Raw genomic sequence first — 26,441 nt, forward strand, 5'->3', positions numbered from 1 at the left:
TTATTTAGGCAAATCATCATGCGGTTGGCGTGTCAGATTACAGGTTCCGGCGCTGATCCATTTAGCCGGAGAACGATCATGTATAGAACTATTGTTACAGCCCTTATTGTGTCAGCTTCCAGTCCCGTTGTTGCCCAAGAGGCATCCAATGTGACTGCCGCCGTAATGAGCCAGGATCAGATCGTCGCCTTCAACAAGGCGGTGGCTGACTTCACTGCCGGTCAGCAGGCCCAACAAGCCGGTGACAATGCCACCGCTGTCGCGAAATATGATGCGGCTCTTCCCGCTATCCAGGATGCCGTGAAGGTCCAGCCCGATAATCTTAACAATGTGAATTTTCTCGCCAACGCGCTTTACGCTGCGGCCGCGGCTAACGTCGCGCTCAACAAAATTGACGCTGTTCCTCCGCTTTATGAAGAGAGCCTTCCTTACTGGCGCAAGGTCGTCGAAGCGAAGCCAACAGATGCAACCAGCAGCATGGTCCTGACGAGCGTCCTCATCCAGCTCGGCAATTTCAAGCTGTCGAAGCAGGATAAGGAAGGTGCTTCGCCGCTCTATGTCGAAGCGATGTCATTGGCGCGCAAGTCGGTTGGTGAGAACGGCAATGCCGCAAACAGAAACCTGCTTCTCTCCGCCATCATAGGCGCGAGCCAGACAAGCGACGATCCGGCCCTGAAGTCGGAGGCCGCTGCAATGTCAAAAGCGATGATGGCCGATGGTACGGTCGATGCGGTCAACAAGCCCGCAGCGCAGATTCTGGCTGGCTCAGGCAAATAACAGCCGCAGCCGTTCCTTTTTTCTCGCGCCCTCGACGGTAGCCGGGGGCGCGCGAGATGGTGGAAATTCGGTTCGGGTCAGGCCGTCATTTCAGCGGTCCTGCAGGGCATCTTCATCCGCATGATCTTGTGCCATAACCGATCCAGCAGGAATTCATCGCTGGTATGGAGCGGCCGTTTATGAGCATGTCGGTGCAATTGGCGATCTCGACGGTGATGGTCGCGGCGACGGTTTTCATCCATCTGGTGGGCTTGGCCGGCTTGCTCGCAGTGCTTCGCCGGCATCGCCACGCGTCCAGCCTGATCCTCGCCTTTATCATCAATGGCGCGGCCATCCTGTTTGCCGCCTTTGGTCTGTTTGTCCTTCATGCCATCGAAATCTGGCTTTGGGCCGCTCTTTATCTGGTGATCGATGCCTTCTCCGACCTCGAAGAGGCATTATATTTTTCGACCTCCACCTATGTGACGATCGGCTATGGAGACGTGGTGCTGCCCGTCGGCCGCCGGATCCTGGGCGTGATTGAAGGCGCCAATGGGATAATCCTGATCGGTTGGTCGACCGCCTTCTTCTTTTCCATCGTTGACCGATTGAAGCTCCTCGAACGCGACCTGCAGAAAGGATGAATGGTCGGCCGGATGCCTTTTGGCAGTAATTGAGAAGGTCAGTCGGTAAAACGATCCCCATGCACCATCGGACCACGCCCGGCGCTTGATATTATGGGAAGCGCAATTGCTCATATATGCACGCAAGATTATTACGGCAGTGAGAAGAGCCTCAATATATGCAGAAGCGAAACATGGATAGCGGGTTTCCGGGGGCGCGCGAAGGGTCGTCTGGGGGGCAGAGTTAATGCCGAATCCACACGCATTGGCGTCACTGCTGCTAGCCGTTGCCATGTTCTATGGCTTTGCCAGAGGGCGTGTGCAGATCGAGATCATCTCGCTTCTGACGATTGCCGCCATCGCATTGGGACTTTATTTTTTTCCCTTGCCCGGCGCGCAGCCCAAGGATGGACTGGCCCTGGCGTTCGAAGGTTTCGGCCACCATGCCCTGGTGACGATCTGCGCGCTGATGATTTTGGGACGCGGCCTGGTCGTGACGGGCGCCCTAGATCCTGCGGCACAGGCGCTAAACCGGGTCTGGCGTTGGAATTCCCAACTGGGGCTGCTCGTCACGCTGATGCTCGCGATGACGATGAGCATGATCATCAACGACACGCCGGTCATGGTCTTGCTGCTGCCGATATTGACGCAACTGTCCATAAAGGGCGGAATGCCAGCGTCAAAGACGCTTATCCCGATCAATGCCGCGATCCTGATCGGCGGGATGTCCACCTCGATCGGGACGTCTACCAACCTTCTGGTCGTTTCGATCGCACGGGATCTGGGAATGGCTCCGATCGGGGTTTTCCATTTTACAGGGATCGTTGCGACGTCCGCCCTGATCGCGCTGCCTTTTATCTGGTTGGTCATGCCCCGGCTGTTGCCCGACAATTCGGCAAGGGTCGCGCCTAACAGCCGTGTATTCCTGGCGTCGCTGCGTCTGCTTGATACATCGGTCGCGTTGGGGAAGTCGGAAGACCAGATCCGATCCATGTTGCCCGAAGAGGCGTTGTTCCATCCGCGGCCGGGGGAGGTGCCCTCGGTAGGCGAAAGGATCGGTATTGCCGGCTCCCACGACGTTCTGGAGGAAGCATCGCGGCGCACCGGCATGGCGCTCGCACCCGCATGGCTTCTTGAACGGCTGAGAGAACATGCTGGTCGGGTCGGAGAGGATTTGATCGTCGCGGAGCTTGCGATTGCTCCCGACAGCCGACTTATCGGGCTGACATTGCCGACCGCAGGACTGGAAAACATCGCAGTGCTGGGCGTCGATCAGGCGCGTCGCCTGATCGGGGAAACCCGGGAGAAGAGCGCGGCGGCCCCGCTTGCCGAAGGAGACGTCCTTCTGGTCCTTGGGACGCTCGATGCCATCAATCAGTTCGCCGAGGCGGACGGGCTGCTCTTGCTGGAAGGCGGCAGGGAAATGCGCCGATCGGCCAAGGCGCGCCTGTCGCTTGCGATCATGGTGGTGTCGGTGGGGCTTGCCAGCCTTGGCCTCGTCCCCATCGCCATTTCTGCGCTGGCCGGGGCGATCGTGATGTTCGCAACCGGGTGCGTGCGCTTCGATCGCGTGGGCCGCGCGCTTTCGGCCAAGGTCATCGTTCTGGTCGCCGCCAGCATCGCGCTGGGCAAGCTTGTCCTGGTATCCGGCGCAGCCCAGTGGCTTGGCCAGCAGCTGGCGGAGAGTTTGCACGGGGTTCCGCCTGCCGCCGTACTCGCAATCATCATGCTTTTTGTGACGCTGCTGACCAATTTCGCGTCCAACGCCACGGCTGCCGCTGTAGGAACGCCCATTGCGTTCAATCTCGCACAGACGCTGGGCCTTCCGGCCGAGCCACTCATTCTTGCAGTGCTGTTCGGGTGCAACCTCTGTTACGCCACTCCCATAGCCTATCAGACGAACATGATGATCCTGACAGAGGGAGGCTACAGCTTCCGCGACTATATCCGCTCGGGCCTGCCGCTCGTCCTTCTTATGACCATCATTCTGTCGTTTCTGCTGGTCACGCGCTATGGCCTCTGAAGCAGTGGGACAGTTGCGTGAGCCCCCTGCTTTCATCCGCGTCGCCCGCATATTGGCAGCTTTTCTGTGCTTCATCACCTTTTTGTCAGCGGCGAATGCAACCGCGCGAGATCATTATGTCGATGCAGCACGGGGCGATGATCGAAATGACGGTCTGACGCCAGCTTCCCCCTGGCGCTCGCTGGCCCAGGTTCGGCAAGCATCGCTGGGGCCGGGAGACCGCGTGCTTCTGATGGCAGGCTCTGTCTGGAAAGAGCCGCTCGAGATCAGGCGATCAGGGGGACGCAAGGCGCCCATCATCTTCACGACTTTCGGCACCGGCCCACGCCCGCGGATCGATGTTGGGGGCCGTTTCGACTATGGCGTGGCCATACTCAACGCGGAATATGTCGAAGTCGGAGGCCTTGAGGTCACCAACGAAAGTGAAACGCCAAGCCCGCGCTACGGCGTTCTCATTTCGCAGAAGGATACGGGCGTGGCGCGAAACATCATCGTGCGCGACATGTATATTCACGATATTCGTGGAACGAATGACCGCAAGGATAATGGCGGCATCATTTTCCAGGCGCTTGCCTCAACCCGGGCTACGCGCTTTCATAATCTCGTCATCGAACGCAACATCATCTGGCGGGCGGACCGCTCGGGGATCGCCGGGATCAGCGACCAGGTCACGCCCGACCGTTGGTTCCCGAGCGAAGGCGTGGTGATCCGCGACAATTATCTGGACGACATCGGCGGGGACGGCATTGTTCCGCGCGGCACGGACGGGGCGCTTGTCGAGCACAACATCGTCTACCGCGCCGCCGCGCGCGCGACTGGCTACAAGGTCGCGATCTGGCAATGGAGCACCGACAATACCCTGATCCAGCTGAATGAAGTGGGGTTCACCCACGGGCGCTGGGATGGCCAGGGCTTTGACTCTGACTTCAACTCGCGCCGGACAACGATTGCCTATAATTTCAGCCACGATAATGAGGGCGGGTTCGTCCTCATCTGTTCACCGGATCGTACAAGGGCCGATAATATGGGGAATGTCGGCACAGTGGTGAGCCGCAATGTGAGCCGCCACGACGGTGCGCGCATCGTTCAGCTAGCCGGCCCAATTTCGCACGCGCGGATCGAAAGCAATGTCATTTACGTCGGCAAGGATCAGGACGTCACGATGATCGCTGCGACCCATTGGGACGGATGGGCCAACGACGTGAGCTTCAGCAACAACATGTTCGCTGTCGCGGGCACGGCGCGCTATGGTCATGAAATCGGGCGCGACGGGCCGAAATATCTGGTAGCGGCAGGTTTCCCACATTCTCAGGCTCTTCGGTTCGAAGGCAATCGCTTTCTCGGCCGCCATGTCGATCCACCCGACGATTCTCGCGGCATTTGGGAACCGGAATACCAAGGCACGGCCGCGGATTGGTCGGCACCAACATTTGATCCTGCGGCGCCAGTCGGCTTCGACGTCTATCTTGCAAATCATCGCAGGTGGATGCTGGCAATGCTTGCGAGGGAATTGGGACAGCCCGTGAAACTGCTTGCTGCCAGGCGCTCCTCCTGGATGGAGGCACGGCCGCGGCCGGCACCTTGAACTGGTGAGTGTCGGCCAAGACATCATTAGATGTTGTTGATTTTGCGTATAATACTGACGATCTTTGAGTGAATTGGGGACTGATTATGATTTCAGCTGTTGCCATTGCTGTAGCGATTCTGGTGACGCTGATTCTGACATTTGGCCGCTTTGCCAAAAGCGAGGCATGGTGCGCCACCGTCACTCCGCTGGCTTCGATCATAGGGTCGGGATTTCTTATTTGCGGCCCTCTCCTGGCACGAGAGTTCGGGGCTGGCGCGATCATTGCCATGACGCTGTTGCTCGCGATCGCCTACGCAGCCGGCGGTGTGGTGCGTTACAATATACAATATGCCGAAGACCATGCTGCGACGCTTGATTTCAACGACAGGCTCGCATGGACTATGCGCGTCGCGCAGATTTTGCTTGCCATCGCCTATGCTGTGTCCGTTGCCTATTATCTGAAGCTGCTGGCGGAATTCCTCCTGAAGGCAATTCCGGCCAGTTCGGCCGATCATAGTGTCCTATCCAACGTCATCGTAACCACCATCCTGATCGCATTGGCGGCCCTTTCATTGTCGGGAGACATCAGGAAAGTCGAGCATGCGGCCCATACCAGTGTTTCGGTCAAGATCGGCCTGATTGCAGGGCTTCTGACAGGGCTCGGCCTCTGGTGGGCGACAAATCCGGCGCTGGCCATTGCCTTGCCATCCGTAAAGGCAAGCTGGGCAGGCCTGCCGATGCTGCTGGGCTTGCTGATCACCGTGCAGGGTTTCGAAACCTCGCGCTATCTTGGCGAGCAGTATGATCAGGAGACACGTATCCGGACGATGCGTCATGCGCAGTGGATTTCTTCGGTCATCTACATCCTATTCCTTGCACTGCTGACCCCGGTTCTTGAACCTGCTTCGCGGGCCGAAGGTGTCGCGGGGATCTATGACGTCATGGCCATGGTTGCGCCCTTGCTGGGCCTGTTCGTCCTTGGCGGGGCATTGACCAGCCAATTGAGTGCCGCCATCGCTGACTCCATCGGTTCGGGTGGGCTTCTGGTCGAGGTTTCGCGACGCAGGCTATCGGTACGATCGGCCTTCCTCGTGGCGAGCGCCCTCTCTGTTGCGGTGGTCTGGCTGACCGATCCGTTCGAGGTCATAGCCTTATCCTCGCGGGCGTTTGCCGCATATTATGCGGTGCAGGCGCTCATCGCCCTGTGGGTGTCCAGGCGCATCGGCGTGGGTGGACCAGTCCTGCATGCCGGCTTTGTCTTGATAGGACTTGTCTGTCTGGTCGCGGCCATGGTGGGAGCTCCCGCTGAGGGCTGAAGCTGGCTCGCCTGCCATCTGATCCGCGCTCGAACCCTGATGCATGGATTCCGAAAAGTTGGGGTGGCTTTACAGATTAATCGCCGCTGATCCTGCCTGAGCTTCGTCTCATCGCTATCAGGCGTGCGGATCAGGCGAAAAACCAGTCACTGCCCAGGCGGACCTCGTACAGATGGCCGTCATTGACCTGATCGGCGTGGTAATCGGCCACGTACAGGCTCATCAAATTACCGTCGTTCGGATCGCTGCTGGGGGCGTACTCCATCCCCTTGATTTTCATGCCGCTATAACCGGAAGAGAAGACATTGATGGTCCCCTCGATGGTGCCTTCCGCGTCCATAATCCAGATCAGCTTGGAAGCGCCAGAGGCGACGAAGTAGAGGTCATGCACGGGATCGTAGGCCAGCGCCTCCGCATCGGTCATGACTGATGGGAGCGGAACAGCATTGACGAACACGCCCTGATCGGTGAGCTCGATCATCTGCTTCAGTGTTCCGTCGAGCTGGTGAATATGGCCCGTCAGCGGATCGATCTTGAGGTCTTCGGTATCGAGATAGCCCAGGTGGCGGGTGTCGAAGGAGCCAAGTCGGACGGTCGGGTTCGTCGGCGAGACCCACGACACGGCATATTTGTCGTCGTCCGATATGTACAAGTAACCGTTGTTCGGATTGTAGGCGAGACCGGTCGGTTCCTTGGTAAAGGAATTGAGACTGTAATTGGTGTCGTAGGTCCCGTCGAGTTTCAGGGAAAACAGGTTCGTCGGGCTGAAGAACGGACTTTCGTCATGCTCGGAGTCGGCAACGAACATTCTGCCGAGGCTAGGGATATAGGCCAGCCCCGATGGGTCGCTGATGCCATACTGGCCATTGCTGCCGTCTTTATAGATGGACCCGTCGTAGATATTATAGCCGTGGATGACCGAGGGCGTGAGCGCCGGCATGGCGGGCACAACAACATCATCATCGATAATCTTGCCGGTGGCGATGCCGGTGCCGATCTTGGCATTGGTCACCGAATTGATCTGGACGGTGAAATCCTCGAGCCGTTCGCCCACAGTATCGTTGACGAGAGAGACGTCGAACGATTTGGTCGTTTGCCCCGCGAGGAATGTCACTGCTCCGACCTTAGCGACATAATCGCTGCCCGCAGTTGCCGTGTGGTCGACGGTGCTGAAGTTCACGGTGACGTCCTGGGTCGACGCCTGGCTGAGCGACAGGTTGAAGGTGATCTTGCTGCTGTCCTCGGCGCCCGGCGCGACAGAGCTGATCGATACCGTCGGCAAGGATGGGGGAGGCGAGCCTTGTTGCGTATAAGTGATCGTCAGCACGGGATGCACTGCGCCTTGGGCTGACGAGAAGTCCCAGATATCGGTACTCGTCGGGTTGAACACCCAGCCCAGGTTCGCCGCATTCTGCCCGGCGGACGTTGTCGCCGCGGCGTTCCAGGCGATCAGGCTGTCCGTCACGTCAATGACGTGCGTTCCCAGGGCTACCGCCCCGATGGCGAGGCCAGTCGCAGTCGACTCGACCCCATCGGTCTGCACGCCATTACCCAGACTGTTCCAGGTTGATGTGTCGCTCCAGTTGACCAGCATCCGATTGAGCGTGCCGCCATTGGTGGAAGGTCCCGTAACCTCCAGCTGGAGGGTGGCCGACACGATCTGGGCGCCCAAGGGAATCTGCCCCGGCCCTGTGCCGAACAGACCGCCGAACTTGAGCAGAACCTGCTCGTTCTTGCCAGATTCCAGACCGGAGCGAAGCACGAACGAGTCGGGATAGGACATGCTTGCCACATTCTGCTTCAGCATCGTATCCAGGGCACCAGCATATCCGTTGGCACCCTGGCTGAAGGTGACACTGACGGCGCTGAGGTCATTCGATTGAGAGGGTGCGACGGTAACGTTCACATTCCCCTGGGCGCTGCCGCCAGCACCGTCCGAAACGCTATATATGAAAGTGTCGCTGCCGGTATAGTCAGCAGCGGGTGTGTAAAGAACCTTGCCGTTCTGAACCTGAACGCTGCCGTGACCGGCGGTGCCCAGTCCGGTGACGCTCAAGGGATCGCCATCGGCATCCGTATCGTTCGCCAGGACGTCTATCAGCACCGGCGTGTTTGCATATGTCCCCGCACTATCGGTGTTGGCGACCGGCGCGCTGTTGACCGACGTGATGGCGATGGTGACCGTTGCCTGATTGGAAGTCAGGCTTCCGTCGCTGGCGGTGAAATTGAACGAAGCCGTACCGCTGAAGTTGGCGGACGGGGTAAAGCTGTAGCCGCCGGTCGTCGCATTGACCGTCGCCGATCCGCCGATGGCGGAGTTGCTGACAAGCTTATAGGTCAGCGTGGGGCTGTCCACGTCTGTCGCCACTAACTGGCCGGTGATGGGCGGGCCATTTTTGGTACCCGACGCGATGCCGGGCTGGGCAACTGGTGCGTCGTTGACGTCGGTGACGGTGATGGAAGCCGTCGCGATGCCGGTGGAGAAGGCGGTCTGGCCGCCAGTGGTTGTCGCATTGACTTTGGTGCCCACCGACCCGCTCGTCTGGTCCCAGGCGTGATAGGTGAAGTTCGCCGTAGTGCCGTTGTTGCCGTTCGGGACAAAGCGGACATAGTCCGATGACCGCAGCACAAGTGCGGAACTGTCACTGACTGAGCCTACGGACGACCAGGTCGTGCGGCCATCGGTCGAATATTGCCACTGGCCGTTGCCCGAGGACAGGCCAGCGATGGCTATCCCCCGCAAGGCACTGGAATCAACATCTGTCGAGTTCAGGAAGGATGATACGGACTGACCGCTATTTGTGGTCTGATCCTCGGTGATCGTGCTGAAGGTTACTGGGTCGGGAGACAATATAGGCGCATCGTTGACGCCCGTTACGGTGAATTTCAGAGTGGCGGTGCCGGATCCGCTGCCGGAGGCGGTATAGGTGAAGCTATCACTGGCGGTTGCGCCCGACTTGAGTTGTTCTGCCGCGTCACTCGATGCGGTGTAGATGTAAGAGCCGTCAGGCATGATGGTGAGCGACCCGTAGAGGCCCTGGATCGTCCAGCCGGTGTTTGGCACGTCAAAAATGCCGCTGCCCGCTTTGATCTGCGTGACCTGGTCGGCAAGGCTGTCGTTCAGAAGAACATTGCCGGAAACGCTGCTGTTCTCGAGGACCTTAGCGGTGTCGCTCCGTAATCTGAATCTAAGCATGATATCGCTCCGCCTCGTTCGCGCAATCGGCTTGGCCGGAGGCAATCGTGGGGGTGGGGAAGCGACGATCCGATCTATGTCAGGTCAAGTCAAATTACCCTTGGGTGTAGACCGTATTTAGGTTTCGCAAACAAAGGGCATCCACTGTAGGGCTGGCACGCAGTTAACGAAGCCGAGATGAAACGCCGGTGAATTCCTCCGGGATAGGAACGCTTCGTCCGTTGGTTGCAAGGCCCTGAACCTACCGCAAAATATTTGCGCATCCTAAGCGTTCACCGATTGTTCGCTTTTCGCGTTGCCTGGCGTACTCTCCATTGTGTCCTGAGGTGTTCAGGCTCCACAATCAATCCGACCGCGATGGTGGTGTCACGAACAAATAGGGCTGGGCGGTGTCGGGCATGGGCCTCCCGAGCTTAAGGGCGCTGGCGGGACGAGGATAGGCAGAGGCCTCGATCAGCGCTTCTTCATTGTGACCGGAATCTTCAGATAGTGCACGCCATTGTGTTCCGCCTCCGGGAAATTGCCGGCGCGGATGTTTACCTGTATGGAGGGCAGCAGCAGCCGGGGCACCGCCAGCGTGGCGTCCCGCGCTTCCCGCATGGCGACGAAGCTGTCCTCATCCACGCCGTCATGAATATGGACGCTGGCCCGTCGCTCCTCTGCCACCGTTGTTTCCCAGCGATACTCCTCCCGTCCCGGTGCCTTGTAATCATGGCACAGAAACAGGCGGGTCTCACCGGGCAGGGTCAGCAGCCTGCGGATCGAACGGTAGAGGGTCCGGGCATTGCCACCGGGGAAATCAGCTCGAGCCGTACCGTAGTCGGGCATAAACAGCGTATCACCGACAAACGCCGCATCGCCGACCAGATAGGCGATATCGGCAGGCGTATGGCCGGGAACATGCATGACGGCGAAACGCAGCGTGCCGACCGCAAACTGCTCGCCATCGAGGAAGAGGCGGTCGAAGTCCGAACCGTCGGTCCGCAAATCGTCCAGTCCAAAGACTGGGCGAAAGATCTTCTGCACGTCGCGAATATGCTCGCCAATGCCGATCGGCGCGCCGGTCTTCGCCTTGATAAAGGGCGCGGCCGACAGGTGATCGGCATGGGCGTGGGTTTCCAGCACCATGGCAATCCGCCAGTCATGCGCATGCGCAAAGGCCAGTATCCGTTCGGCCGAGCGCGTGTCCGCCTCTCCCCTGGCGAGGTCAAAGTCCATCACCGGGTCGATGACGGCCGCATCGCGCGTTTCAGGATCGGCGACCAGATAGCTCACCGTAAAGGTCGCTTCGTCGAAAAAGGCTTCGATCAGGGGTTGGGTGTCCACGCTCTTCTCCATTGCTGCTTGACAATATATTACAATTTACTAAATTAGCAATATCTAATGGAGTGCCGCGATGATCCGCCCGCCGATGGACCCTGCCACCTTCGAGAAGAAGGCGGGCGAGGTAGCGAACCTCTTGAAAGCGATGGGCAATGCCCGGCGTCTGATGGTGCTGTGCAAGCTGGTCGAACATGGCGAGATGACGGTGGGCGACCTCGCGCATGAAGTCGGCCTGTCACAATCCGCCTTGTCGCAGCATCTCGCCCGGATGCGGGAGGAAGGGCTGGTCGCCTTTCGCCGGGAGAGCCAGACGCTCTGGTATCGCATCGCCGATCCGCGGACCGAAGAATTGCTCGCCACCCTTTATACCCTCTTCTGCAAGGATTGATCCAATGCCGATCACGACCATCACGCCGCAGGACGCGGACAAGGCCATCGTGAAGGGCGCCACGCTCGTCGACATCCGTGGAGCTGACGAACATGCCCGCGAACATATAGCGGGGGCGCTCCATGTTCCGCTCGATCGTCTTGGAGCGTTGCCGAACGTATCGGGGCCGATCATCTTCTACTGCAAGTCGGGTATGCGCACGCAGGCCAATGAAGCGGCGCTGCAAGCCGCCGCGGGTTTCACACCCTGCCACATCCTCGAAGGCGGCCTCGACGGCTGGCGAGCGGCCAGACTGCCGACCCGCCTCGACCGCAAGCAGCCGCTGGAAATCATGCGGCAGGTGCAGATCACCGCAGGCGGGCTCGTGCTTTTGGGCGTCCTGCTCGGCTTTCTTGTCGGCCCAACCTTTTTCGGCCTGTCGGCCTTCGTTGGAGCGGGGTTGGTGATGGCGGGCGCGACCGGTTGGTGCGGCATGGCGAAGCTGTTGCGGCTGATGCCATGGAACCGTCGCGCCTTCCGAGCCTGAGGTCGTGATGCCTCCGGTCATGATCGTTGCCGCACTGGCGTCGGGCGGTGTAATCGGCATCGTTCTAGGTCTTGTCGGCGGGGGCGGATCGATCCTGGCCGTGCCGCTGCTGGTCTATGTGGTGGGCGTGGCCTCCCCTCATGCCGCCATCGGAACGGCGGCGGTCGCGGTGGCCGCCAATGCCGCCGCCAGCCTGATCGGTCATGCCCGCGCAGGCACGGTAAAATGGCCCTGCGCCCTTGTGTTTGCGGCGGCGGGTATCACCGGGGCCGGGATCGGCGCGGAAATCGGCAAGGCGGTGGACGGCAAAAGGCTGCTGATGCTGTTCGGCCTGCTGATGATCGGCGTGGGCCTTTCGATGTTGCGGAAGAGGCGCGCCATCGAAGCGCCCGACGTCCGCCTGTCACGCGCAACTGCTGCGAAGCTGCTGCCCCGCCTCGTGTCGATCGGCCTTGGCGTCGGGCTGGCGGCTGGATTTTTCGGGATAGGCGGCGGCTTCCTGATCGTGCCGGGCTTGATGGCGGCGACGACGATGCCGCTCAAAAATGCCGTCGGCACCTCGCTGGTGGTCGTCACCGCGCTGGGGCTGACCACGGCGGCATCCTATGCTCTGTCAGGCTATGTCGATTGGCTGCTGGTGGGCCTGATGATCGCGGGCGGAGCCGGTGGTTCGGTCATCAGCATCGCGATGGGGCACAAGATTGCTTCGCGCAAGGGGCGGCTGGAGCGGATCTTCGCTCTCACGGTGATCGCAGTCGGTATCTATGTGTCATTAGATATCGTTCGATAAAAGCACTATATTGTATCTTTTCTAAGAGCGAACTTCACCTAAATTCGTTAAATTTATTTCTGAATAACCGAATTATCTATGAATATTTTTATTATAATTACCTGACATTATATTATTTCTATTTCTGATGTTTGAATTTTTGTCATGAGAAAGCCAAAGAAACAATGAGACAATCAGGCTGCACATCGCACTAAGTTTGACAAATTCACTGTGAGTCGGGCTTCTAAGGATTATGGTCGACACCAAGCAGAGAACGAAGAAGGCTGCCCACGCATGCCGATGGAGTTGGGTCGCGATAGCGTTGGCAAGCCAACAGAGCACGCCCGCCACCAAAGCACTTGCGCCGACCAAAAGTAAAGACTGAGCAATGGATTCCAGGACAAACACGACCATCCTCTCCTTGCGCAATATATACCACAAAGAGCAATTTTATTCAAATTCGGCTTGGTCGAGTACGACCTATGATCTAAATTACTTATTTGACGCGGTGCAATCGTAATTGCTCATGGGGTTGGCGAAAAGGGCGTGTGTAAACCGCACGATCTGATTTATCCTGTGGATGGTTGTGACGCTCGAACAGCATATGATCCTCACGCAAGGCAAGACGAGGCTGGTCGCGATTTCGGGAATCGACAGGCTGCCGCGAGCGAGCGCGACGCGCTTGTGCGCCTCATGTACAGCGGTCCCAAAATATTGGGGGTCATCCTTTGCGCGGTCGAGAGGTGTGGATTGGCCCGGAGACGGGACCGGCTTAGATTTCGACCAAGCCGCTGGAAGTGAGCGAAAAATGCTACGGCGATGGGCCCCCGATCGGCGCCGGTTGAAACCCCATCAACATCTCTTCTTCCCAAGTTATTTCAGATAGTTGCGCTGCACAATGGCAGGATTATGCTTTGGCGCCGATCCGCATGCGAGATCGGGAGGCACTCTAAATGAACTATCCGAAAATGTGATAGGCGTGAAAGCCCAAGATCGCTCTGTACCAACTTGCTTGCTCGGCAAAACGTGCGATAGGCGCAAACTTCGGGAATTTTTGTCCCGCGATCATTGTTAAAGCGGGGGATGCACCTGTCACGTGAGAAGGGAAGGGGTTGATCATCGGCGCGGCTGATTGAGAATTGGCTTCCGTGGAGAATAGCATTTCCCTGATGCAGCTAAGCTGATAAGCTGTTGATCAGGAAAGAAGATTATGCCTGATGTGGATCATATGGATGAGGCGCAGGGCGGCGGCGGTGTTCCCAACATCGGCGACTTCCTCTGGCGCCCGCGCTATGCCAAGCTCTGGTGGGCGGCCATCCCGATCTACTGGTTGGGAATGGCAGGGAACTCACGCTTTTCGCTTTTGGCCGAATTCTATGAATCAGCGCTTGCAGGATTCCTGATCGTCTTTTTCTTCCCGCCGATGGTGGTACTGATCCTTGGCTTCGGCTTTTTGCGGGAGTGGCTGTCCGTCCTTCCTGAGAGCGTTGAGGAAGCGCACGGCGTCGACGACCCAAATTTCATGTCTGACCGCTTTGGACCATCGGGCATGCCAAGTGAATTCGATCCGCTTGATCCAAGCTCTGGAGTTTTTTGGATTGGAAATCCTCTGAATCCGACGCATCCCGCGAACATCAATCGCGCTTCTTGAACGCGGGATTCCCGTCCATCGGCCCCTTATCAAGATCATTCGTGAAACCGCCGCTATTGAGAATAGAAGTCTGTTCGATTGAGGAGAGCGGGGCCATGAGATCGAACGTGCCGCGTCGGCTATCGGCCTGTTCCAAATATCGATTCCGAATGCCCTGGTGCCCGAGAATCTCGTTTGAAAGTTGGCTTGCGAACGCCGCTTCAGGCGTGGAAGACTTAGCCGCCATTCGTTCGGCATTCGCGATCCCCTGACGGACATCATAATTGACGACGTTCAGCTGCGAATTAGCTGTCTCGATGGTACTTCCCGTTTCTTGCGACGATATGCCGAGAGAGCCGCTGGCGTTGCCTGAAGTCGCGCGACCGCTTGTGGTGGCCGTTCCTCTGGGCGAACTGGTCGTCGCGCCGCCACCCATTTCGCCCTTTACCGTAATTCCAAATGACGTCTGATCCTGCGCAGATCGCACGATGCTTCTTTCCCAGCCGGTCTGCGCCATGATGGCCTGCACATCCCGCTCGAGTGTATCCGCGACCTGCGGTTTCAATCGCCAGTTGCCCTTGCGATCCATTTCGAATCCGCCACGCAGCCAGTTCGCCATGGCGGCGCGTCCTTCGGCGCCGCCGCCCATGAAGTGCTCGATCGTGTCTGGTCCAGCCTGCTTTCCTGCTTCGAACCTTGTGCTGGTGTCATTCCGTGCGGATTTCTCGAAGCCCGCGCTGGTCGAGACGAGGAGGTCGTTATGCGCAAGGCTGAAGCGCGCATGGCCGCCATTGGCGACAGCGCCGAGCTGGCTTTCGTTGAGGAGACCCGCCTGCCACATCTGGGCGGCGGTCGCCGGCGTCAGATTGAGGCTGAAGTCGCCATTCTGGTCCATGGCGATCTGGCGCTTGCTCATCTCGATTCCGTTCGCACGCAGGAGGGATTGCATGCGAGTCAGACGCTCCTTGTCCACGATGCCGGAGAGGCGCGCGTTGCGGGCGCGATCGGCGATCCCTTCTGCACCTCCTTCTGCCATATCGATCTGGTTGCCCGACGTGTCGCTCAGCGTCCTGATGAAACTGTCGAGTCGCGCGGCCTCGCGCGTTGACACGCCGGCAGCCGTTGCGCCCTCCGCGAATCCGAAATTCTCCGATTGCCGTCTTTGCTCACCGATCCGAGCAGCGCTGCGCGTTCCGTCATGACCGACCTCCCGCTGGGCATCGAGCCTGCCGGACCGTTCCGCAAAATCATAGCCGGCAGCCTCTCTTGTGCGGCCATAGACGCTGGTGCCTTCGCGTGCCGCCTCGGCGGTGGCGCCGTCGGCAGTTCCAAGATCAGTGGACGCCCTGTACGTTTCCAGCGCCCGAGCAACCTGGGCCTCATTGCGACCCGTTGCGCGGGAGAGTTGAGTGATGGCGGAGGACCGTGCTTCGCCGGAGAGGGCGTTGATGAAGGAGATGCGGCGGCTCATTTCATCGACGGGTAGTCCGAGCATGGCAGCCGCCTGGCGCTGCCCCTCATTTCCGCCTGTGCGATGGGCCTGCTCGGTCGCGACATTGCCTCGCTCGATCGATTCCACCCGGTTGCCCGCATAGTCGCGGCGGCCCTCCATCGCGCCGACCTGGACCTGCGCCGACGTCAGGTCATTGCGCAGCATTTGTTCCTGCTCAAAGCTGTTGGCGATGAGCTTCGCGAAGGTCGGATCGGCGCTGGCCTCAGCAATCACGCCGCTGGCTTTCAATTGCGCATCTTGGGCTGAGTAGCCCGCACGCTCGAAATGGCGGGTCGCCCCCTGCATCATCATGCCATAGGCGCGGGTGTCGCCGAAGGCCCGCCACTGGACGAGATTCTGGGTGAAGCCCGCGAACGCCTTTTCGCCCGCTTCCCCGGCGCCGAAATAGACGGTACCAAGCTTTCTCAAGGCATCCTTCTCGGCGAAATTGTGGATCGCGCCGGTCGCCGCTGCGGCGCGCACGGCGTTCGCCGTGGCAGGTTCGCTGAGATCCCGGCCTGTAAGCGCGGGTGCGAGGCCGCCAAGTTCGCGTGCCGCGTCAATGCCGCCAAGGGCCATGGCGGCACCGCCCGGGCTGCCGTCGCCATGCGCACCTTCGATGGCGCCAGCGGCGCCGAAGGCCCGATTCGCGCCGAAAGTCGAGCGCTCGCCATAGTCCGCAAACCCGGAGGCGGCCCCGCGGCGGGCTCCAGTGCCCATGGCGGAGGCCTGCGCTTCCAGGGCGGAGGCATAGCCTTCGGAGGTCGATACATTGGCGGCCGCTGACGATCCTTGCGCCTGCGCGCCCAGCGAACCGCTGGTGAAGGCCGAGAAGACATTGCCCGAGAAGCGGAACACCGTGAACACGAAGGCGCCGGAGAGCCCGGCAGCGGCTGTGCGGAAACTCCCGAAAATGGCGAGGGCCTTCATTGCCGAGGAAGGGGCAAGCATCCATGCGTTCGCCGCCAGATGGTTTGACCGCATCTCCGCAAGGGCCGCCATCGCCCGGCCAAGGGTCAGTTGATAGATGCCCGCGTCGATCACGCCCCAGAGCGCCACGAACACGAACAAGCCCAGCGCAAAGCTCGCGACGCGCAAGTTGATGGGCGTCAGGATGAACAGCAGCGCGATCGGCATCATGAAGAGCATGATCCCGAAGACGGTCGCTCTTATGGTGGGGAACCATTCATTCGCCGTGGACATGCTGGCAAGGCCGCTCGAGATCATCGCCCGATTGGCCATGACCCTGGAAGCGGTCGCCGGGCTGTCCTCGAACAGCACGTCGCCCACGCTGTTGCCGAGGAGGATATTGGTGAGGAATGCCTGGGCGGTGAGCGGCGTTCCCAGCATCATGTCGCCCATCTCGGCAAGGTTCGACCGGCAGCGGGCAAGCTGGTCCGTCTTGTCGATGTCATAGCCCGTCCGCTGGCAGACCTGGGTGGAATAGCTTTCGAACAGGGAGGCATCGGACAGCCGTTCGGAGATATGCTGCCAGGCTTCATCGCAGCTGACCGTGGTGCCGCCCTTGTCGGATGCGGTGAAGACGGTGCTGAAGGTCGCAGGACCGGCCATCGCGGCGAAGGCGGCGGGAAGATCAGTGCTGGTGCGGAAGAGCTGATCGTCATCGATCCCATAAGCGGGCGATACGCGGGCGACCGGATAACATTGGCGGACATAATCCTTGATCGTCGCATCGAGAAAGGCGTCCGTCATCGGACCACGCGGGGAGACGGCATTCAGGAAGAGGTCGAAGGCATGCCCGCCGGCCCCGAATTCCAGCTTGGCATGCGGATCGAGCGTATTGTCGTCGATCGTCTCGGCAAGCGCACGCTCCAGCATATTGGTGACGCCGGCCACAAGCACGATGAGATTGGGAACGTCGCCGACCGGCTGATAGGCGTTGCGGACACGGTCATAGACATGGACCGTCCCGGTCGTCGCTACGAGGCCGACAAAGAGGCCGATCCCCACCAGCATCTGAAGGCCGAAGGCGACAAGACCCATCCCAGTGCCACGGATCATGGCGAGCACTGACCCCAGCGCGAGGCCGACCACGGCTATGATCACCACCAACGTCTCGTAGCGCGGATCGGCGAAGATCATCGAGACAAGGCGGAAAGCGTCCACCGTCTCTGCAAAGCCGTCATAGGTGTGAAAGCTCGCCTCCATCGCCAGCGCGGGTGAGGTGGAGAGCAGCGCGGGGAGGATGGCGGCGAGGAGGGAGGCTGGGCGGAGGGCTTTGCGCATGGGGGACCTTGCGTCAGCGGTTGCGGTTGGCGGCAGCGCCTGCGGCATCGCGCGCATCCTTGTCGCGCTGGCGGATGAGACCGGCATAGCTGGTCGAGAGGTTCGTCTGGGACAGGGCGGCCAGATAGGACTGACGCATCTGGGCACGCTGGCGCAGCACCTCTTCGCGCAGGTCGCGGAGTTGCTCGATCCCCTTGGTGAGAATCCGCGTCTGACAGATATTGTTGTTGCTGCTATCGGCCGCGCCGGCACCTGTTGTGCCGCGCTCGGCATTGGAGAGCGCGAAATCAATGCTGCGCGTCAAGTCATTCAACATCTGATAGGCAAGGGTGAGGGCCACCAGCTCGTCGGTGTCACCGATCACCGAGTCCACGACATCCTGTCGCACGCCCCATTCGAGCATGCGATAGACGGGCAAGGTTCGGACATTGGCGACGAACTGCCGTTCCTCCGCCGTCAGCGCGGCGCGTGTGCGGATCTTCTCCGCGATCCCGGTCATCCGCTCGCGTGTCAGGGTGAGCGCCCCCTTGCCGCCATCCTGGGTGCAATCGGCGCTGGTCGCTGGCACATTGAGCGCGCGGCGCATCACCCGGCCGCTCAGGAAATCGTCGGAGGACTCGCTGTCCTGAGCGGCGCAGGCGGGGATCGCCGAAAAGAGCGGCACCTTGTCGTTGTTGTCCCAGCGCATATAGACGTCGCCCACGCGCGCGCGCATCACGCCTGCCCAGTCCGACGCGCCGACTCGGGCCGCGGCATGAGCGAGGAGGGACCCCGTCTTGAAGATGTCGGTGACGTCGACCGGGCAATTGGCGAGCGCGTCCTTCAGATCCTCGGTCGGATTATTGCCGTTCGACTGGATCTTCTCGCGGCTCTGCTGATAGCTTTTGGAGAGGCCGGCTTTCACCGACTTGTAGCCGGTCATCTCCTCGATGATGCCCGACATATTGTCATCGCCCTTGGCGATCTGCACCATGCGATTGGCGAGCCGACAGTCGTTCACCTGGATGCTATTCAGGTAATTGGTGGCCGCTTCCATCTTTGAAATGATATTTCCCATCTTCTCGTCCAGCGTCTCGAGGAGATATTGGAAAGCGACCGCCGGCGCGGCCTGAAGAATGCTTTCGAGTTTCTCGACGAGATAGTCTGGATCGAGGAAGGACATGCCGCCAAGGAACATGTCGATGCCGCCACAGCCCGCCTTCACCTTGGGGAGGGTGAGGCTCATCAGATAGTCATTATGGACGTCGACCCGCCCCGACATGCCGCCGGCCGTCACATAGCCTCGCGTCTGGTCCTCGAAGCTCCCGGGACTCGTATAGGTGACATTGTCGAACCAATGTTCGGCCCAACCCTGCGCATAAGCGGGCATGCCAGGGATCCACACCGAGAGCAGAAGAACGCTCCAGATCGGGCAGCGATACTTATGGCGTTGCATGACGGTGGTCTCCCAGCGAGGCGGTTTGGTACAGGATCGGTCTGCCAGACCCGTTCGATTTCCCTGAAATAACCTTGCAAATCGGGAATAATATTCCGATAATGCTATGATGATTAGACGCCGTATCGCAGCGCAAGTGACCGAACGCCTTGCCGAGGCTCCAGCCGTGGCACTGCTTGGACCGCGACAGGTGGGCAAGACGACTCTTGCCCTCGAGATCGGCGAGATGGCGCCGTCGATCTATCTCGACCTCGAATCCGAGACGGACCGGGCAAAGCTGAGTGATCCGGAACTCTACCTTGCGGGGCATCAGGACAAGCTGGTGATCCTGGACGAGGTCCATCGTCTGCCGGGCCTCTTCCAGACGTTGCGCGGCCTTATCGACAAGGGCAGACGAGCTGGATTCAAGTCCGGCCGCTTCCTGCTCCTTGGCTCTGCGTCGATCGATCTGCTCGCCCAGTCTGGCGAGACCCTTGCAGGGCGGGTCAGCTATCTTGAAATGGGGCCGCTCGATGCAGTTGAGATTGACGCCCAGGCGGCAAGCCGCCTCTGGGTGCGGGGCGGTTTCCCGGACAGCTTTCTGAAGCCAAGCGATCGCTCGAGTCTTCGCTGGCGCCAGGACTTCATCCGCACCTATCTGGAGCGGGATGTTCCGATGCTGGGTCCGAGGATCGCGGCGGAAACCCTGCGACGCTTCTGGACGATGCTCGCGCATCATCAGTCGGGTCTGCTCAACGCAGCGGATTTCGCGCGCGGCCTTGGCCTGGATTCCAAGACCATCGCCAATTATCTCGACCTTCTTGTCGACCTGCTGCTCGTCCGTCGGCTCGAACCATGGCACAGCAACAGTGCGAAAAGGCTCGTCAAATCGCCGCGTATTTATGTGCGGGACAGCGGTCTGGTCCACGCCCTGCTTGGTCTGGGTGATGAAGAGGCGATTCTTGGTCATCCCGTAGCGGGCGGAAGCTGGGAAGGCTTCGTCATCGAAAATCTGATTGCTGCTGCGCCTGAGGGCAGCGTCGCTAATTTCTACCGGACGGCGGCAGGCGCCGAAATCGATCTGCTCATCACCCTGCCTGGTGGTGAACTCTGGGTCTATGAGATCAAGCGCAGCCTGGCGCCCAAGGTGGAACGCGGTTTCCATCATGCGTGCGAAGACCTCCGGCCAGCGCGCCGCAACGTCATCTATCCCGGTGCGGAAGCCTATCCCATGTCGGCTGGCATCATGGTCATGCCTCTCGTGGCTGCGGCCATGGATCTGCTCGAGCGCCACTGAGGCCGACCTCCATATCAGCCTCATCGAACGGATCCGTAGGAATTGCGAGTACCGACAATAGCTGTGAATTTTGCCATGGCGCGCACGCCGACGGCTGGCCTGACGCCGGTCTGCATCTTGACGCCAAGATAGAGATTGCGCGCGAGATTGGCTTCAAGGTCGGTGCCGATCGCGATGGGAATGAGCCGATCGGGATCACCGGCAGGCCGGAGCCAGGCGACCGGGTGACCAATCCAGGGGAGGCCGAGTCGTCCGGACCGGAGCATCGCCTCTTCCTCGCCGATGGTGCGGACCGAAAATCCGAAGCGGGTCCTCAGCCTCCCGAGCTTGCCCCACAGGTCGCCGCAAGGGATGCAGCCGGGCGCGCTGCTCATTTCTACGAGGAAGGCCGATCCCTGACCGCGCAGAGTCGCATCGAAATCGGGCGGATAGTCCATGGTCCCTGGAACCCGGCCGAGCCATTGGCGCATCGCCGCCTCGTTTCCGACAGGGTGGATCGCCGCGCGCGCTGCATCCATGCGATCAGGCATGGCAGCGGCAAGGGGGAAGCCTCCGACCGCCAGGGCGATGCCGTTCAGGATAGCCCAGCCTTTCACGGTTGCCTGCCGCTTGGCTGCGTCGCTGGATCGCTTGCCGCGACCGGGCCGTTGGCGAGTGCATCGAAAAAGCCGTCTTCCTCACCGGCGCCGGTCAGGAATTGCTCGGGTCGGATATCGCCTAAGAGCAGCTTGACGGCCTGATAGGCAGTCTGGATGAGGTTGGGATAAGCCTCGACGCCATTGGCGATCACCATGCGCTGGCTCGACCCCCGGCGGATGATCATGGTGGTCGGCGTTACCTCAACGCCGAACCGGTTCTTGAGATCAGGGCGGCGGTCGAGATCCATCTGGCTCACCTGCCAGCCCATCTCGTCCTGGAAGCGCTGGATGAGCGGCCACTGGACGCGGCAATAGCCGCAGCTGGCCCGTGAGAACATGACGAGTGCGAATTCATTGCCCTTCGAACGAAGATAGGCGCGCCGTGTGGCATCTTTCTCGGCACCCTGTGCGTCGCGCGCATCGCCTACCACTGGATAGGCGCTCCGGGCACTAAGTTCGGGATGGGTGAGGAGGGCCAGCTGGGTCACGCCGGCAAAGGCGCGCGCCTTGCGCCGGGCAAAGTCCTGGAGGCGCCAGAAATCGGCGACCGCGTCCACCGTCAGCACTGTCGCCGCATAGTCGCGCTGCTCGGTGATGAGCTTGGCGATGCGCGGGGGACTCCAGCGCGCAAGCTCTTTCATGGGAGGGATGACTGGCGCCTTGGGGACCATATCCTCCACGGCACCTGGAGGTGCAGGCGGCACGGCATACCACCAGAATCCGCGCTTCACCGAGTCGGCCTGCGCCATCGCTGGACCCGCCAGAAGGAACGCTGCCAGAGGCATGGCCCAGGGCATATATGGTGCGATCGATCCTCTCACAGCACGCGCTCCATGCGCGTCAGCCGGCTGACCTGCACGGGGCCGAAATAGCGGCTGTCGAACCCGTCCGGATGATCAGAGCCAAGGTAGATAAAGCCTGGGGGAAGAGGATGATCGCCCCAGCGCAAATGATCGAGACGCTGTCCATTCCGCCCGAAGGGACGGCTCGCACCCAGATAATGCGCGCCGCAATAATAGAGGCTCCCCGTTACCGTCCCGTCATGCACCGACCGACGCTCGACCTCGTGCAGGCGCTCGCCCGGCATGCAGAGCGTGCGCTTGGTCACGCTGACAGGGCGAGGGCCAGCGATAGGGTGCGAGAGGTTGAACATCACAAGATCTCCCTTGTGGATTGGGCCGGGGGCCTTGCGGACCGCCCAGGCATTGATCGACGGGCTCATGACGATTGTGACGGCCGGAATGGCCGCCCAGGTGAGGCAGGCGATCGGCACGATGATCGCGATGCCAAGGGCAAGGCGCCGGGGATTGGCCGGTTGTTCGCCGACTGCGCCACCGAGCGCCAGCGCGGCTTCGCGAGGCAAGGCCTTGAGGCGAGGCCAAAGGCTCCTAGCGGCGAGATAGACGAGCCGCAGCATCGCTCACCTCCTCTTTGCCGCCAAGGCGCGCATATTCCTCGATGAGCCCGGAAAGCGCCGCGTCGCCATAGACGAGGTGGGAAGCGCGTGGCCCTGTCTCATCCTCTCGCTCGCAATAGGGCTGGGTGGGGTCGCCTGGCACCATGGCGAAGGCGGGAACCCGGGAAACGCCATGCTGTCGAAACAGGATCGGATCGACCACGACCTGGACAGCGCGCATGGCGCAGGCTGGTCCTTCGCAGCCCGGATCAATCCGCAGCATCCGTGCCGTCAGCTCCGCCATCGGCCCTATTTTGGTGAGACCACCGGGCATTCCGCGAAATGTGATCACGCCGCCGATCTTCTCGAGGCTCGCGGCATAGGTGCGCAGCGTTTCCACCGGCATGGCAGAGGAGGCAAACAGCAAGGGGACAAATGCCCTGGCCGGGTGAGACAAAGGGACGGGTGGTGCTTGTGGTTCGCCAGGCGGAGCAAGGCCGATCGCCTGGTAGATCCGGGCAGTCATCGCCTCATGCTGGGCGGCTATATCCTGGGTGGCGGCGGCCTGAGCTGACCTTGCGCGTTCCTCCATTCCTCGCCCTTGAACGCGCTGTCGCATGGCTTCGAAGGCGCGCTTCTTCAACTCTGGCGAAGGCGATGGAAGGGACGTCGGACCGACGCCGTCGTTGCTTTTGGTTGAAGCGGTTGCGGCGCGCAGGCGTTCAAGCGAAGCGGGTTCACTGGAACTCTGGGCTGAAGCCACCTCGCCATGGCATGTCACCAACAGGGCACCGGCGAGTACAATCAGGCGATCAGGGTTTGATGACGCTGAGATAGGCATCGACCTTATCCTCCATATCGATCTCGATGTCGGACTGGGCGCGGGCTTCAATGTCCGTATAATATTCGGAGAGGTCCATCCGGCTGAAATCTAAGCCCTGGAACTCTTCTGCCGTAAATCCCCGGCAATAAGGCTGCTTTGCCGTCCCCCAGCCCAAGTCGTTGAATGATTTGAGTTGCGGTCGACCCTGTTCCTGGATGATCCGCCCGAGCTTGGTGTTGAAGCAGCAATGGCCTTTGGCCTTCTGGATGCAGACGCCAAGGATCGATGAGGAGCAGTAGGTGCCGATCTCATGGCACATGCCAGAGCCGCGCAGCATGCCCGTTTCCATATCCTGTTGGTCGCAGCCCTGGAGCAGAACCTCCATCATGAAATTGATGGCAAGACTGATCGCGATCGATGTGGGATCGAGGCCGACGATGATGGCGTTGGCGCCGGCACTGGCAGCCTCCGAAGCAGTCGCTCCCGCCTTGAAGGCGGTATAGGCGGCTTTCATGCCCGTGAAGACGCCCTTGGCGACCGCGATCTTGGTGGTGATCGAGGACAAGGACCCACCCATTCCGTCCTTCACGATCTTGCCCTTGTCCTTGCAGCAATTCTGGAAGGTGACGCTGGCGCCGGGCGGCCGGCAGCGCAGCGCCCGGCCACCGAAGATTTCGATCGTGCCAAGACAATTGCCGTCGGCATCAACCGCCCCGTCATTGGCTGGCCCGGGATCGTCAACGGGGGCCTCTTCCTCGATCGGGTTGGCGTCCGTGTCGGTACAGCTATTGGGTGAGCAGGTAGGCGTGCCTCCGGCGGCGGGCGTCAGGCATTGATAAGCCGTGCCCAGGGGACAGCCATATTGGCCGGCTTCATCGGTGACGCAGGCGGCTTGCTGGATCGGGCATTGGACGGCGCCCGCCGCCATGGCGACGCAGCTTGCCATTTCGCGCGCATCGGCGGCATCGCCATTGCCGTTCAAGTCGACGGCACAGATTTCGGCTGCCTGGGCAATCCCGCGAGGCGCGAGGGCGAAGGCTGCGAGGCCAAGGAGCAGGCATATGCGCCGGCTCATTGGGAGGCCGCCGTGCAAGCGAGGTCGGAGCCTGCCAGGCGAACGGTCTGCATCATGACGACCGCCTCGGGGAAATCGTCGATGCAGCCGCAGTCCGTGACGATTTCTTCTCCCGCGCCGAGCGGACAGACCGAGTCCGCCGAGCAGACATGATAGAAGCTGTCCCAGCCGGTCGGGTCATTCTGCTTTTGTGCGACTGCGCCGGCAGGCGCCACTCCGCTGTTCGCCTTGGGCGCTCGGGTCTTGCAGATCGCCTCGCAGGATGAGACGGTCGGGCGATCGGGCATGGAGAAGGACCTAGTCGTCTCACTCAAGCTGCCATCGGCAGCCTTGGTGCGGTCAGCAAGCATCGTCTCGGTCGAATGGTCGATGATATAGGCGGCGCGCGAGAGATCAGGTTCGTTTGTGGCAGAGCTGTCGGTGACGCAGCTGTAGCGCCGTGTCCGAAGGAAGAAGTCGCGCATATATTGATAGGTGCAGCTGCCAGAGCCGAAGAGTCGGGTCTGGGCGAGAGGCCTCATGCCCGTATTGACGCCGCTGCGGACGGTTTCGACCCCGTCCACATCTTCAGCGATGAGGCGGCAGGCGCTGTTCCCCGCATAGCCCGCGCAAAGATCGACCAGCCTTTCGCTGACCTCGCAGGCGGTGTCGACCATGACCTCGACCGTGACATAGCCCCAATTGCCGTCGCCGCCGCCACGGACCCGCGCTCCGACGATCGTCGCGCCGGCCTTGAGCTGGGACGTGATGTCGATCGCATTGCGGTTGTACCAGGGATCATCGCTGATCCGGCAATCGCCCGTGGGCAAGCCTTCACCCAGCCATTGCCGTTTCCCGGCATAGCCGACGATCTCGCCATTGACCCGGGCCTGGACCCAGTCATCCGCGCCCATCTCGACAATGCGCGCCGAGACGATCCGGGTTGGCGCAATCGGGTCTAAGGTCGCAGTGTAGATGGGCGGCGAACTGCCGCAACTTCCAGCGCCCCGGATCTGATAGCGCCTGCAATTGGTGCCGCAACTCGTGACCGATGCGATTGAACCGCTGACGGCGAGAATGTCGTCATAGTCCCAGCTCTTGACGTTGATCTCCCGCTCGATCGTGCAGCTGCTCGTCGCCTCCGCCTTGCCGCTCGCCGCAGGCGAGCCGGTAAGGGCCGTGAAGACCGAACTGGATTGCGAGGCGGCAAAGGCGTCGCTGCTGATCGCGGCAGGGTTGGCACGATAAGCGGTCGTCGAGACGCTGGGATTACTGGTGCAGGCCGTGGTCTGCGCGCCGACATAGCGGATGACCGGGCCGTCGATGCTTGCCTGCACGACGCCGATCCTGGAATCGGCCGTGGTAAGGACCCCGATGACCCCGCCGCCCAGGTCGGTCAGCACCGAAGAGAGATTGCTCGAGACCAGATTGGCGCCGCAGCTGGCATTGACGCAGTAGCAGCCTGAAAGCTCGGGCATGGCGACTTGGGAAAGCTTCAGATCCCCCGATGCGCCGACATCCCATTTGAAGGATTTGCACTGGTTCCAGGTGCCGGCGTCGCAGGAGATGATCCCGTTGGCGCAAATGCCCGACACGATCACCGGGACGGTGAGATTGCTGTCGAAGCTGCCGTCGAGATCCTTGTCGCGCGTGATGGTGAGATGGGTGATGTCGCCGCTGCTGCCTGGCTGGACGAGAAGTTCCAGCATCGTCGCGCTTTGCTGGCAGGCGAGGCTGGTCGCAAAGCTCTGGCTCCCATCGACAGTGCTGATCGGCTGGTTGGAAAGGCCGGGCGTCAGATAATTTCGTGAAATCGCCTCGCTGTCGCTGGATTTTGCGCGCGAGGCGGCGGCCGCGGCACGGGCGCGGGCATCCATGTCCTGTGCGCCAGCGGGCGAGGTCAGAGCCAAGATGACCGCCAACGCGCCAAGGCCAGGCTCGGGGTGAACCCTCATGATCGAGG

Annotated in this window: 20 protein-coding genes; 10 read left to right on the forward strand and 10 right to left on the reverse strand. The window is 60.7% G+C overall.

What is annotated here, in order from left to right; all coding sequences use genetic code 11:
* The first annotated feature begins 78 nt into the window (after positions 1-78).
* The 5 genes from HHL26_RS19185 to HHL26_RS19205 all read left to right on the forward strand — a co-directional run bounded on the left by HHL26_RS19185 (position 79) and on the right by HHL26_RS19205 (position 6,285).
* Positions 79-777, forward strand: coding sequence for a hypothetical protein (locus HHL26_RS19185; RefSeq protein ID WP_169576457.1), 699 nt, complete (start codon positions 79-81; stop codon positions 775-777).
* Positions 778-956: 179 nt separating this feature from the next.
* Entirely contained in the window at positions 957-1,400 is a 444-nt protein-coding gene (locus tag HHL26_RS19190; protein WP_169576459.1) for a potassium channel family protein, read from the forward strand.
* A gap of 226 nt (positions 1,401-1,626) precedes the next feature.
* Positions 1,627-3,402, forward strand: a complete 1,776-nt coding sequence (locus tag HHL26_RS19195; RefSeq protein WP_169576460.1) for an SLC13 family permease — start codon at positions 1,627-1,629, stop codon at positions 3,400-3,402.
* Positions 3,403-3,454: 52 nt separating this feature from the next.
* Positions 3,455-4,987 carry a right-handed parallel beta-helix repeat-containing protein gene (locus HHL26_RS19200; protein ID WP_240962507.1) on the forward strand — a complete coding sequence of 511 codons (1,533 nt, stop codon included), beginning with the start codon at positions 3,455-3,457 and terminating at the stop codon, positions 4,985-4,987.
* Positions 4,988-5,073: 86 nt separating this feature from the next.
* Positions 5,074-6,285: a hypothetical protein gene (locus tag HHL26_RS19205; RefSeq protein WP_169576464.1), complete on the forward strand. Its 1,212-nt coding sequence runs from the start codon at positions 5,074-5,076 to the stop codon at positions 6,283-6,285.
* 130 nt (positions 6,286-6,415) lie between these two features.
* On the opposite strand, the gene HHL26_RS19210 is transcribed toward HHL26_RS19205, so the two are convergent.
* The gene (locus tag HHL26_RS19210; protein WP_169576465.1) at positions 6,416-9,481 is read right to left on the reverse strand and encodes an Ig-like domain-containing protein; all 3,066 of its coding nucleotides are present in this window, start codon (positions 9,479-9,481) and stop codon (positions 6,416-6,418) included.
* A gap of 453 nt (positions 9,482-9,934) precedes the next feature.
* Entirely contained in the window at positions 9,935-10,819 is an 885-nt protein-coding gene (locus HHL26_RS19215) for an MBL fold metallo-hydrolase (RefSeq protein WP_169576467.1), read from the reverse strand.
* A gap of 58 nt (positions 10,820-10,877) precedes the next feature.
* Here HHL26_RS19215 and HHL26_RS19220 point away from each other — a divergent pair, with 58 nt between their 5' ends.
* The 4 genes from HHL26_RS19220 to HHL26_RS19235 all read left to right on the forward strand — a co-directional run bounded on the left by HHL26_RS19220 (position 10,878) and on the right by HHL26_RS19235 (position 14,138).
* A complete protein-coding gene (locus HHL26_RS19220) occupies positions 10,878-11,192 on the forward strand; it encodes a metalloregulator ArsR/SmtB family transcription factor (RefSeq protein WP_169576469.1) in 315 nt (104 codons plus the stop codon).
* Between the two features lie 4 nt (positions 11,193-11,196).
* Positions 11,197-11,718, forward strand: coding sequence for a rhodanese family protein (locus HHL26_RS19225; RefSeq protein ID WP_169576470.1), 522 nt, complete (start codon positions 11,197-11,199; stop codon positions 11,716-11,718).
* A gap of 19 nt (positions 11,719-11,737) precedes the next feature.
* The gene (locus HHL26_RS19230) at positions 11,738-12,508 is read left to right on the forward strand and encodes a sulfite exporter TauE/SafE family protein (protein ID WP_240962508.1); all 771 of its coding nucleotides are present in this window, start codon (positions 11,738-11,740) and stop codon (positions 12,506-12,508) included.
* Positions 12,509-13,697: 1,189 nt separating this feature from the next.
* Positions 13,698-14,138: a hypothetical protein gene (locus HHL26_RS19235; protein ID WP_240962509.1), complete on the forward strand. Its 441-nt coding sequence runs from the start codon at positions 13,698-13,700 to the stop codon at positions 14,136-14,138.
* On the opposite strand, the gene HHL26_RS19240 is transcribed toward HHL26_RS19235, so the two are convergent.
* Entirely contained in the window at positions 14,122-17,856 is a 3,735-nt protein-coding gene (locus tag HHL26_RS19240; RefSeq protein WP_169576472.1) for a conjugal transfer protein TraG N-terminal domain-containing protein, read from the reverse strand. The genes HHL26_RS19235 and HHL26_RS19240 overlap by 17 nt on opposite strands.
* A 13-nt stretch (positions 17,857-17,869) precedes the next feature.
* Entirely contained in the window at positions 17,870-19,225 is a 1,356-nt protein-coding gene (locus HHL26_RS19245) for a conjugal transfer protein TraH (RefSeq protein ID WP_169576528.1), read from the reverse strand.
* Positions 19,226-19,397: 172 nt separating this feature from the next.
* Here HHL26_RS19245 and HHL26_RS19250 point away from each other — a divergent pair, with 172 nt between their 5' ends.
* Positions 19,398-20,567, forward strand: a complete 1,170-nt coding sequence (locus HHL26_RS19250) for an ATP-binding protein (protein WP_240962510.1) — start codon at positions 19,398-19,400, stop codon at positions 20,565-20,567.
* Positions 20,568-20,587: 20 nt separating this feature from the next.
* Here HHL26_RS19250 and HHL26_RS19255 read toward each other — a convergent pair whose 3' ends face one another.
* The 6 genes from HHL26_RS19255 to HHL26_RS19280 all read right to left on the reverse strand — a co-directional run bounded on the left by HHL26_RS19255 (position 20,588) and on the right by HHL26_RS19280 (position 26,433).
* The gene (locus HHL26_RS19255; protein WP_240962517.1) at positions 20,588-21,097 is read right to left on the reverse strand and encodes a hypothetical protein; all 510 of its coding nucleotides are present in this window, start codon (positions 21,095-21,097) and stop codon (positions 20,588-20,590) included.
* Between the two features lie 62 nt (positions 21,098-21,159).
* Complete coding sequence (locus tag HHL26_RS19260; protein ID WP_240962511.1) at positions 21,160-21,954, reverse strand: conjugal transfer protein TraF; 795 nt, start codon at positions 21,952-21,954, stop codon at positions 21,160-21,162.
* A gap of 68 nt (positions 21,955-22,022) precedes the next feature.
* On the reverse strand, positions 22,023-22,622 hold the full coding sequence (locus HHL26_RS19265; RefSeq protein WP_169576476.1) for a S26 family signal peptidase: 600 nt from the start codon (positions 22,620-22,622) through the stop codon (positions 22,023-22,025).
* Positions 22,594-23,193 carry a type-F conjugative transfer system pilin assembly protein TrbC gene (locus HHL26_RS19270; protein WP_277349421.1) on the reverse strand — a complete coding sequence of 200 codons (600 nt, stop codon included), beginning with the start codon at positions 23,191-23,193 and terminating at the stop codon, positions 22,594-22,596. Before HHL26_RS19270 ends, HHL26_RS19265 begins: the two co-directional genes overlap by 29 nt.
* Positions 23,194-23,413: 220 nt before the next feature.
* Positions 23,414-24,499 (reverse strand): conjugal transfer protein TraN, encoded by a 1,086-nt coding sequence (gene traN, locus HHL26_RS19275; RefSeq protein ID WP_169576480.1) that lies wholly within the window; start codon positions 24,497-24,499, stop codon positions 23,414-23,416.
* Positions 24,496-26,433 (reverse strand): hypothetical protein, encoded by a 1,938-nt coding sequence (locus HHL26_RS19280; protein WP_169576482.1) that lies wholly within the window; start codon positions 26,431-26,433, stop codon positions 24,496-24,498. The genes traN and HHL26_RS19280 overlap by 4 nt, the downstream gene beginning before the upstream one ends.
* Between the last annotated feature and the right edge of the window lie 8 nt (positions 26,434-26,441).

It is taken from the genome of Sphingobium sp. TB-6 (assembly GCF_012927365.1).
GTDB lineage: Bacteria > Pseudomonadota > Alphaproteobacteria > Sphingomonadales > Sphingomonadaceae > Sphingobium.

Excerpts from the sequence above, each read along its gene's own strand:
- HHL26_RS19185 (WP_169576457.1), top strand. The coding sequence starts at position 79 with ATGTATAGAACTATTGTTACAGCCCTTATTGTGTCAGCTTCCAGTCCC.
- HHL26_RS19190 (WP_169576459.1), top strand. The coding sequence starts at position 957 with ATGAGCATGTCGGTGCAATTGGCGATCTCGACGGTGATGGTCGCGGCG.
- HHL26_RS19195 (WP_169576460.1), top strand. The coding sequence starts at position 1,627 with ATGCCGAATCCACACGCATTGGCGTCACTGCTGCTAGCCGTTGCCATG.
- HHL26_RS19205 (WP_169576464.1), top strand. The coding sequence starts at position 5,074 with ATGATTTCAGCTGTTGCCATTGCTGTAGCGATTCTGGTGACGCTGATT.
- HHL26_RS19210 (WP_169576465.1), bottom strand. The coding sequence starts at position 9,481 with ATGCTTAGATTCAGATTACGGAGCGACACCGCTAAGGTCCTCGAGAAC.
- HHL26_RS19215 (WP_169576467.1), bottom strand. The coding sequence starts at position 10,819 with ATGGAGAAGAGCGTGGACACCCAACCCCTGATCGAAGCCTTTTTCGAC.
- HHL26_RS19220 (WP_169576469.1), top strand. The coding sequence starts at position 10,878 with ATGATCCGCCCGCCGATGGACCCTGCCACCTTCGAGAAGAAGGCGGGC.
- HHL26_RS19225 (WP_169576470.1), top strand. The coding sequence starts at position 11,197 with ATGCCGATCACGACCATCACGCCGCAGGACGCGGACAAGGCCATCGTG.
- HHL26_RS19230 (WP_240962508.1), top strand. The coding sequence starts at position 11,738 with ATGATCGTTGCCGCACTGGCGTCGGGCGGTGTAATCGGCATCGTTCTA.
- HHL26_RS19235 (WP_240962509.1), top strand. The coding sequence starts at position 13,698 with ATGCCTGATGTGGATCATATGGATGAGGCGCAGGGCGGCGGCGGTGTT.
- HHL26_RS19240 (WP_169576472.1), bottom strand. The coding sequence starts at position 17,856 with ATGCGCAAAGCCCTCCGCCCAGCCTCCCTCCTCGCCGCCATCCTCCCC.
- HHL26_RS19245 (WP_169576528.1), bottom strand. The coding sequence starts at position 19,225 with ATGCCCGCTTATGCGCAGGGTTGGGCCGAACATTGGTTCGACAATGTC.
- HHL26_RS19250 (WP_240962510.1), top strand. The coding sequence starts at position 19,398 with ATGATGATTAGACGCCGTATCGCAGCGCAAGTGACCGAACGCCTTGCC.
- HHL26_RS19255 (WP_240962517.1), bottom strand. The coding sequence starts at position 21,097 with ATGCCTGATCGCATGGATGCAGCGCGCGCGGCGATCCACCCTGTCGGA.
- HHL26_RS19260 (WP_240962511.1), bottom strand. The coding sequence starts at position 21,954 with ATGGCGCAGGCCGACTCGGTGAAGCGCGGATTCTGGTGGTATGCCGTG.
- HHL26_RS19265 (WP_169576476.1), bottom strand. The coding sequence starts at position 22,622 with ATGCTGCGGCTCGTCTATCTCGCCGCTAGGAGCCTTTGGCCTCGCCTC.
- HHL26_RS19270 (WP_277349421.1), bottom strand. The coding sequence starts at position 23,193 with ATGGAGGAACGCGCAAGGTCAGCTCAGGCCGCCGCCACCCAGGATATA.
- traN (WP_169576480.1), bottom strand. The coding sequence starts at position 24,499 with ATGAGCCGGCGCATATGCCTGCTCCTTGGCCTCGCAGCCTTCGCCCTC.
- HHL26_RS19280 (WP_169576482.1), bottom strand. The coding sequence starts at position 26,433 with ATGAGGGTTCACCCCGAGCCTGGCCTTGGCGCGTTGGCGGTCATCTTG.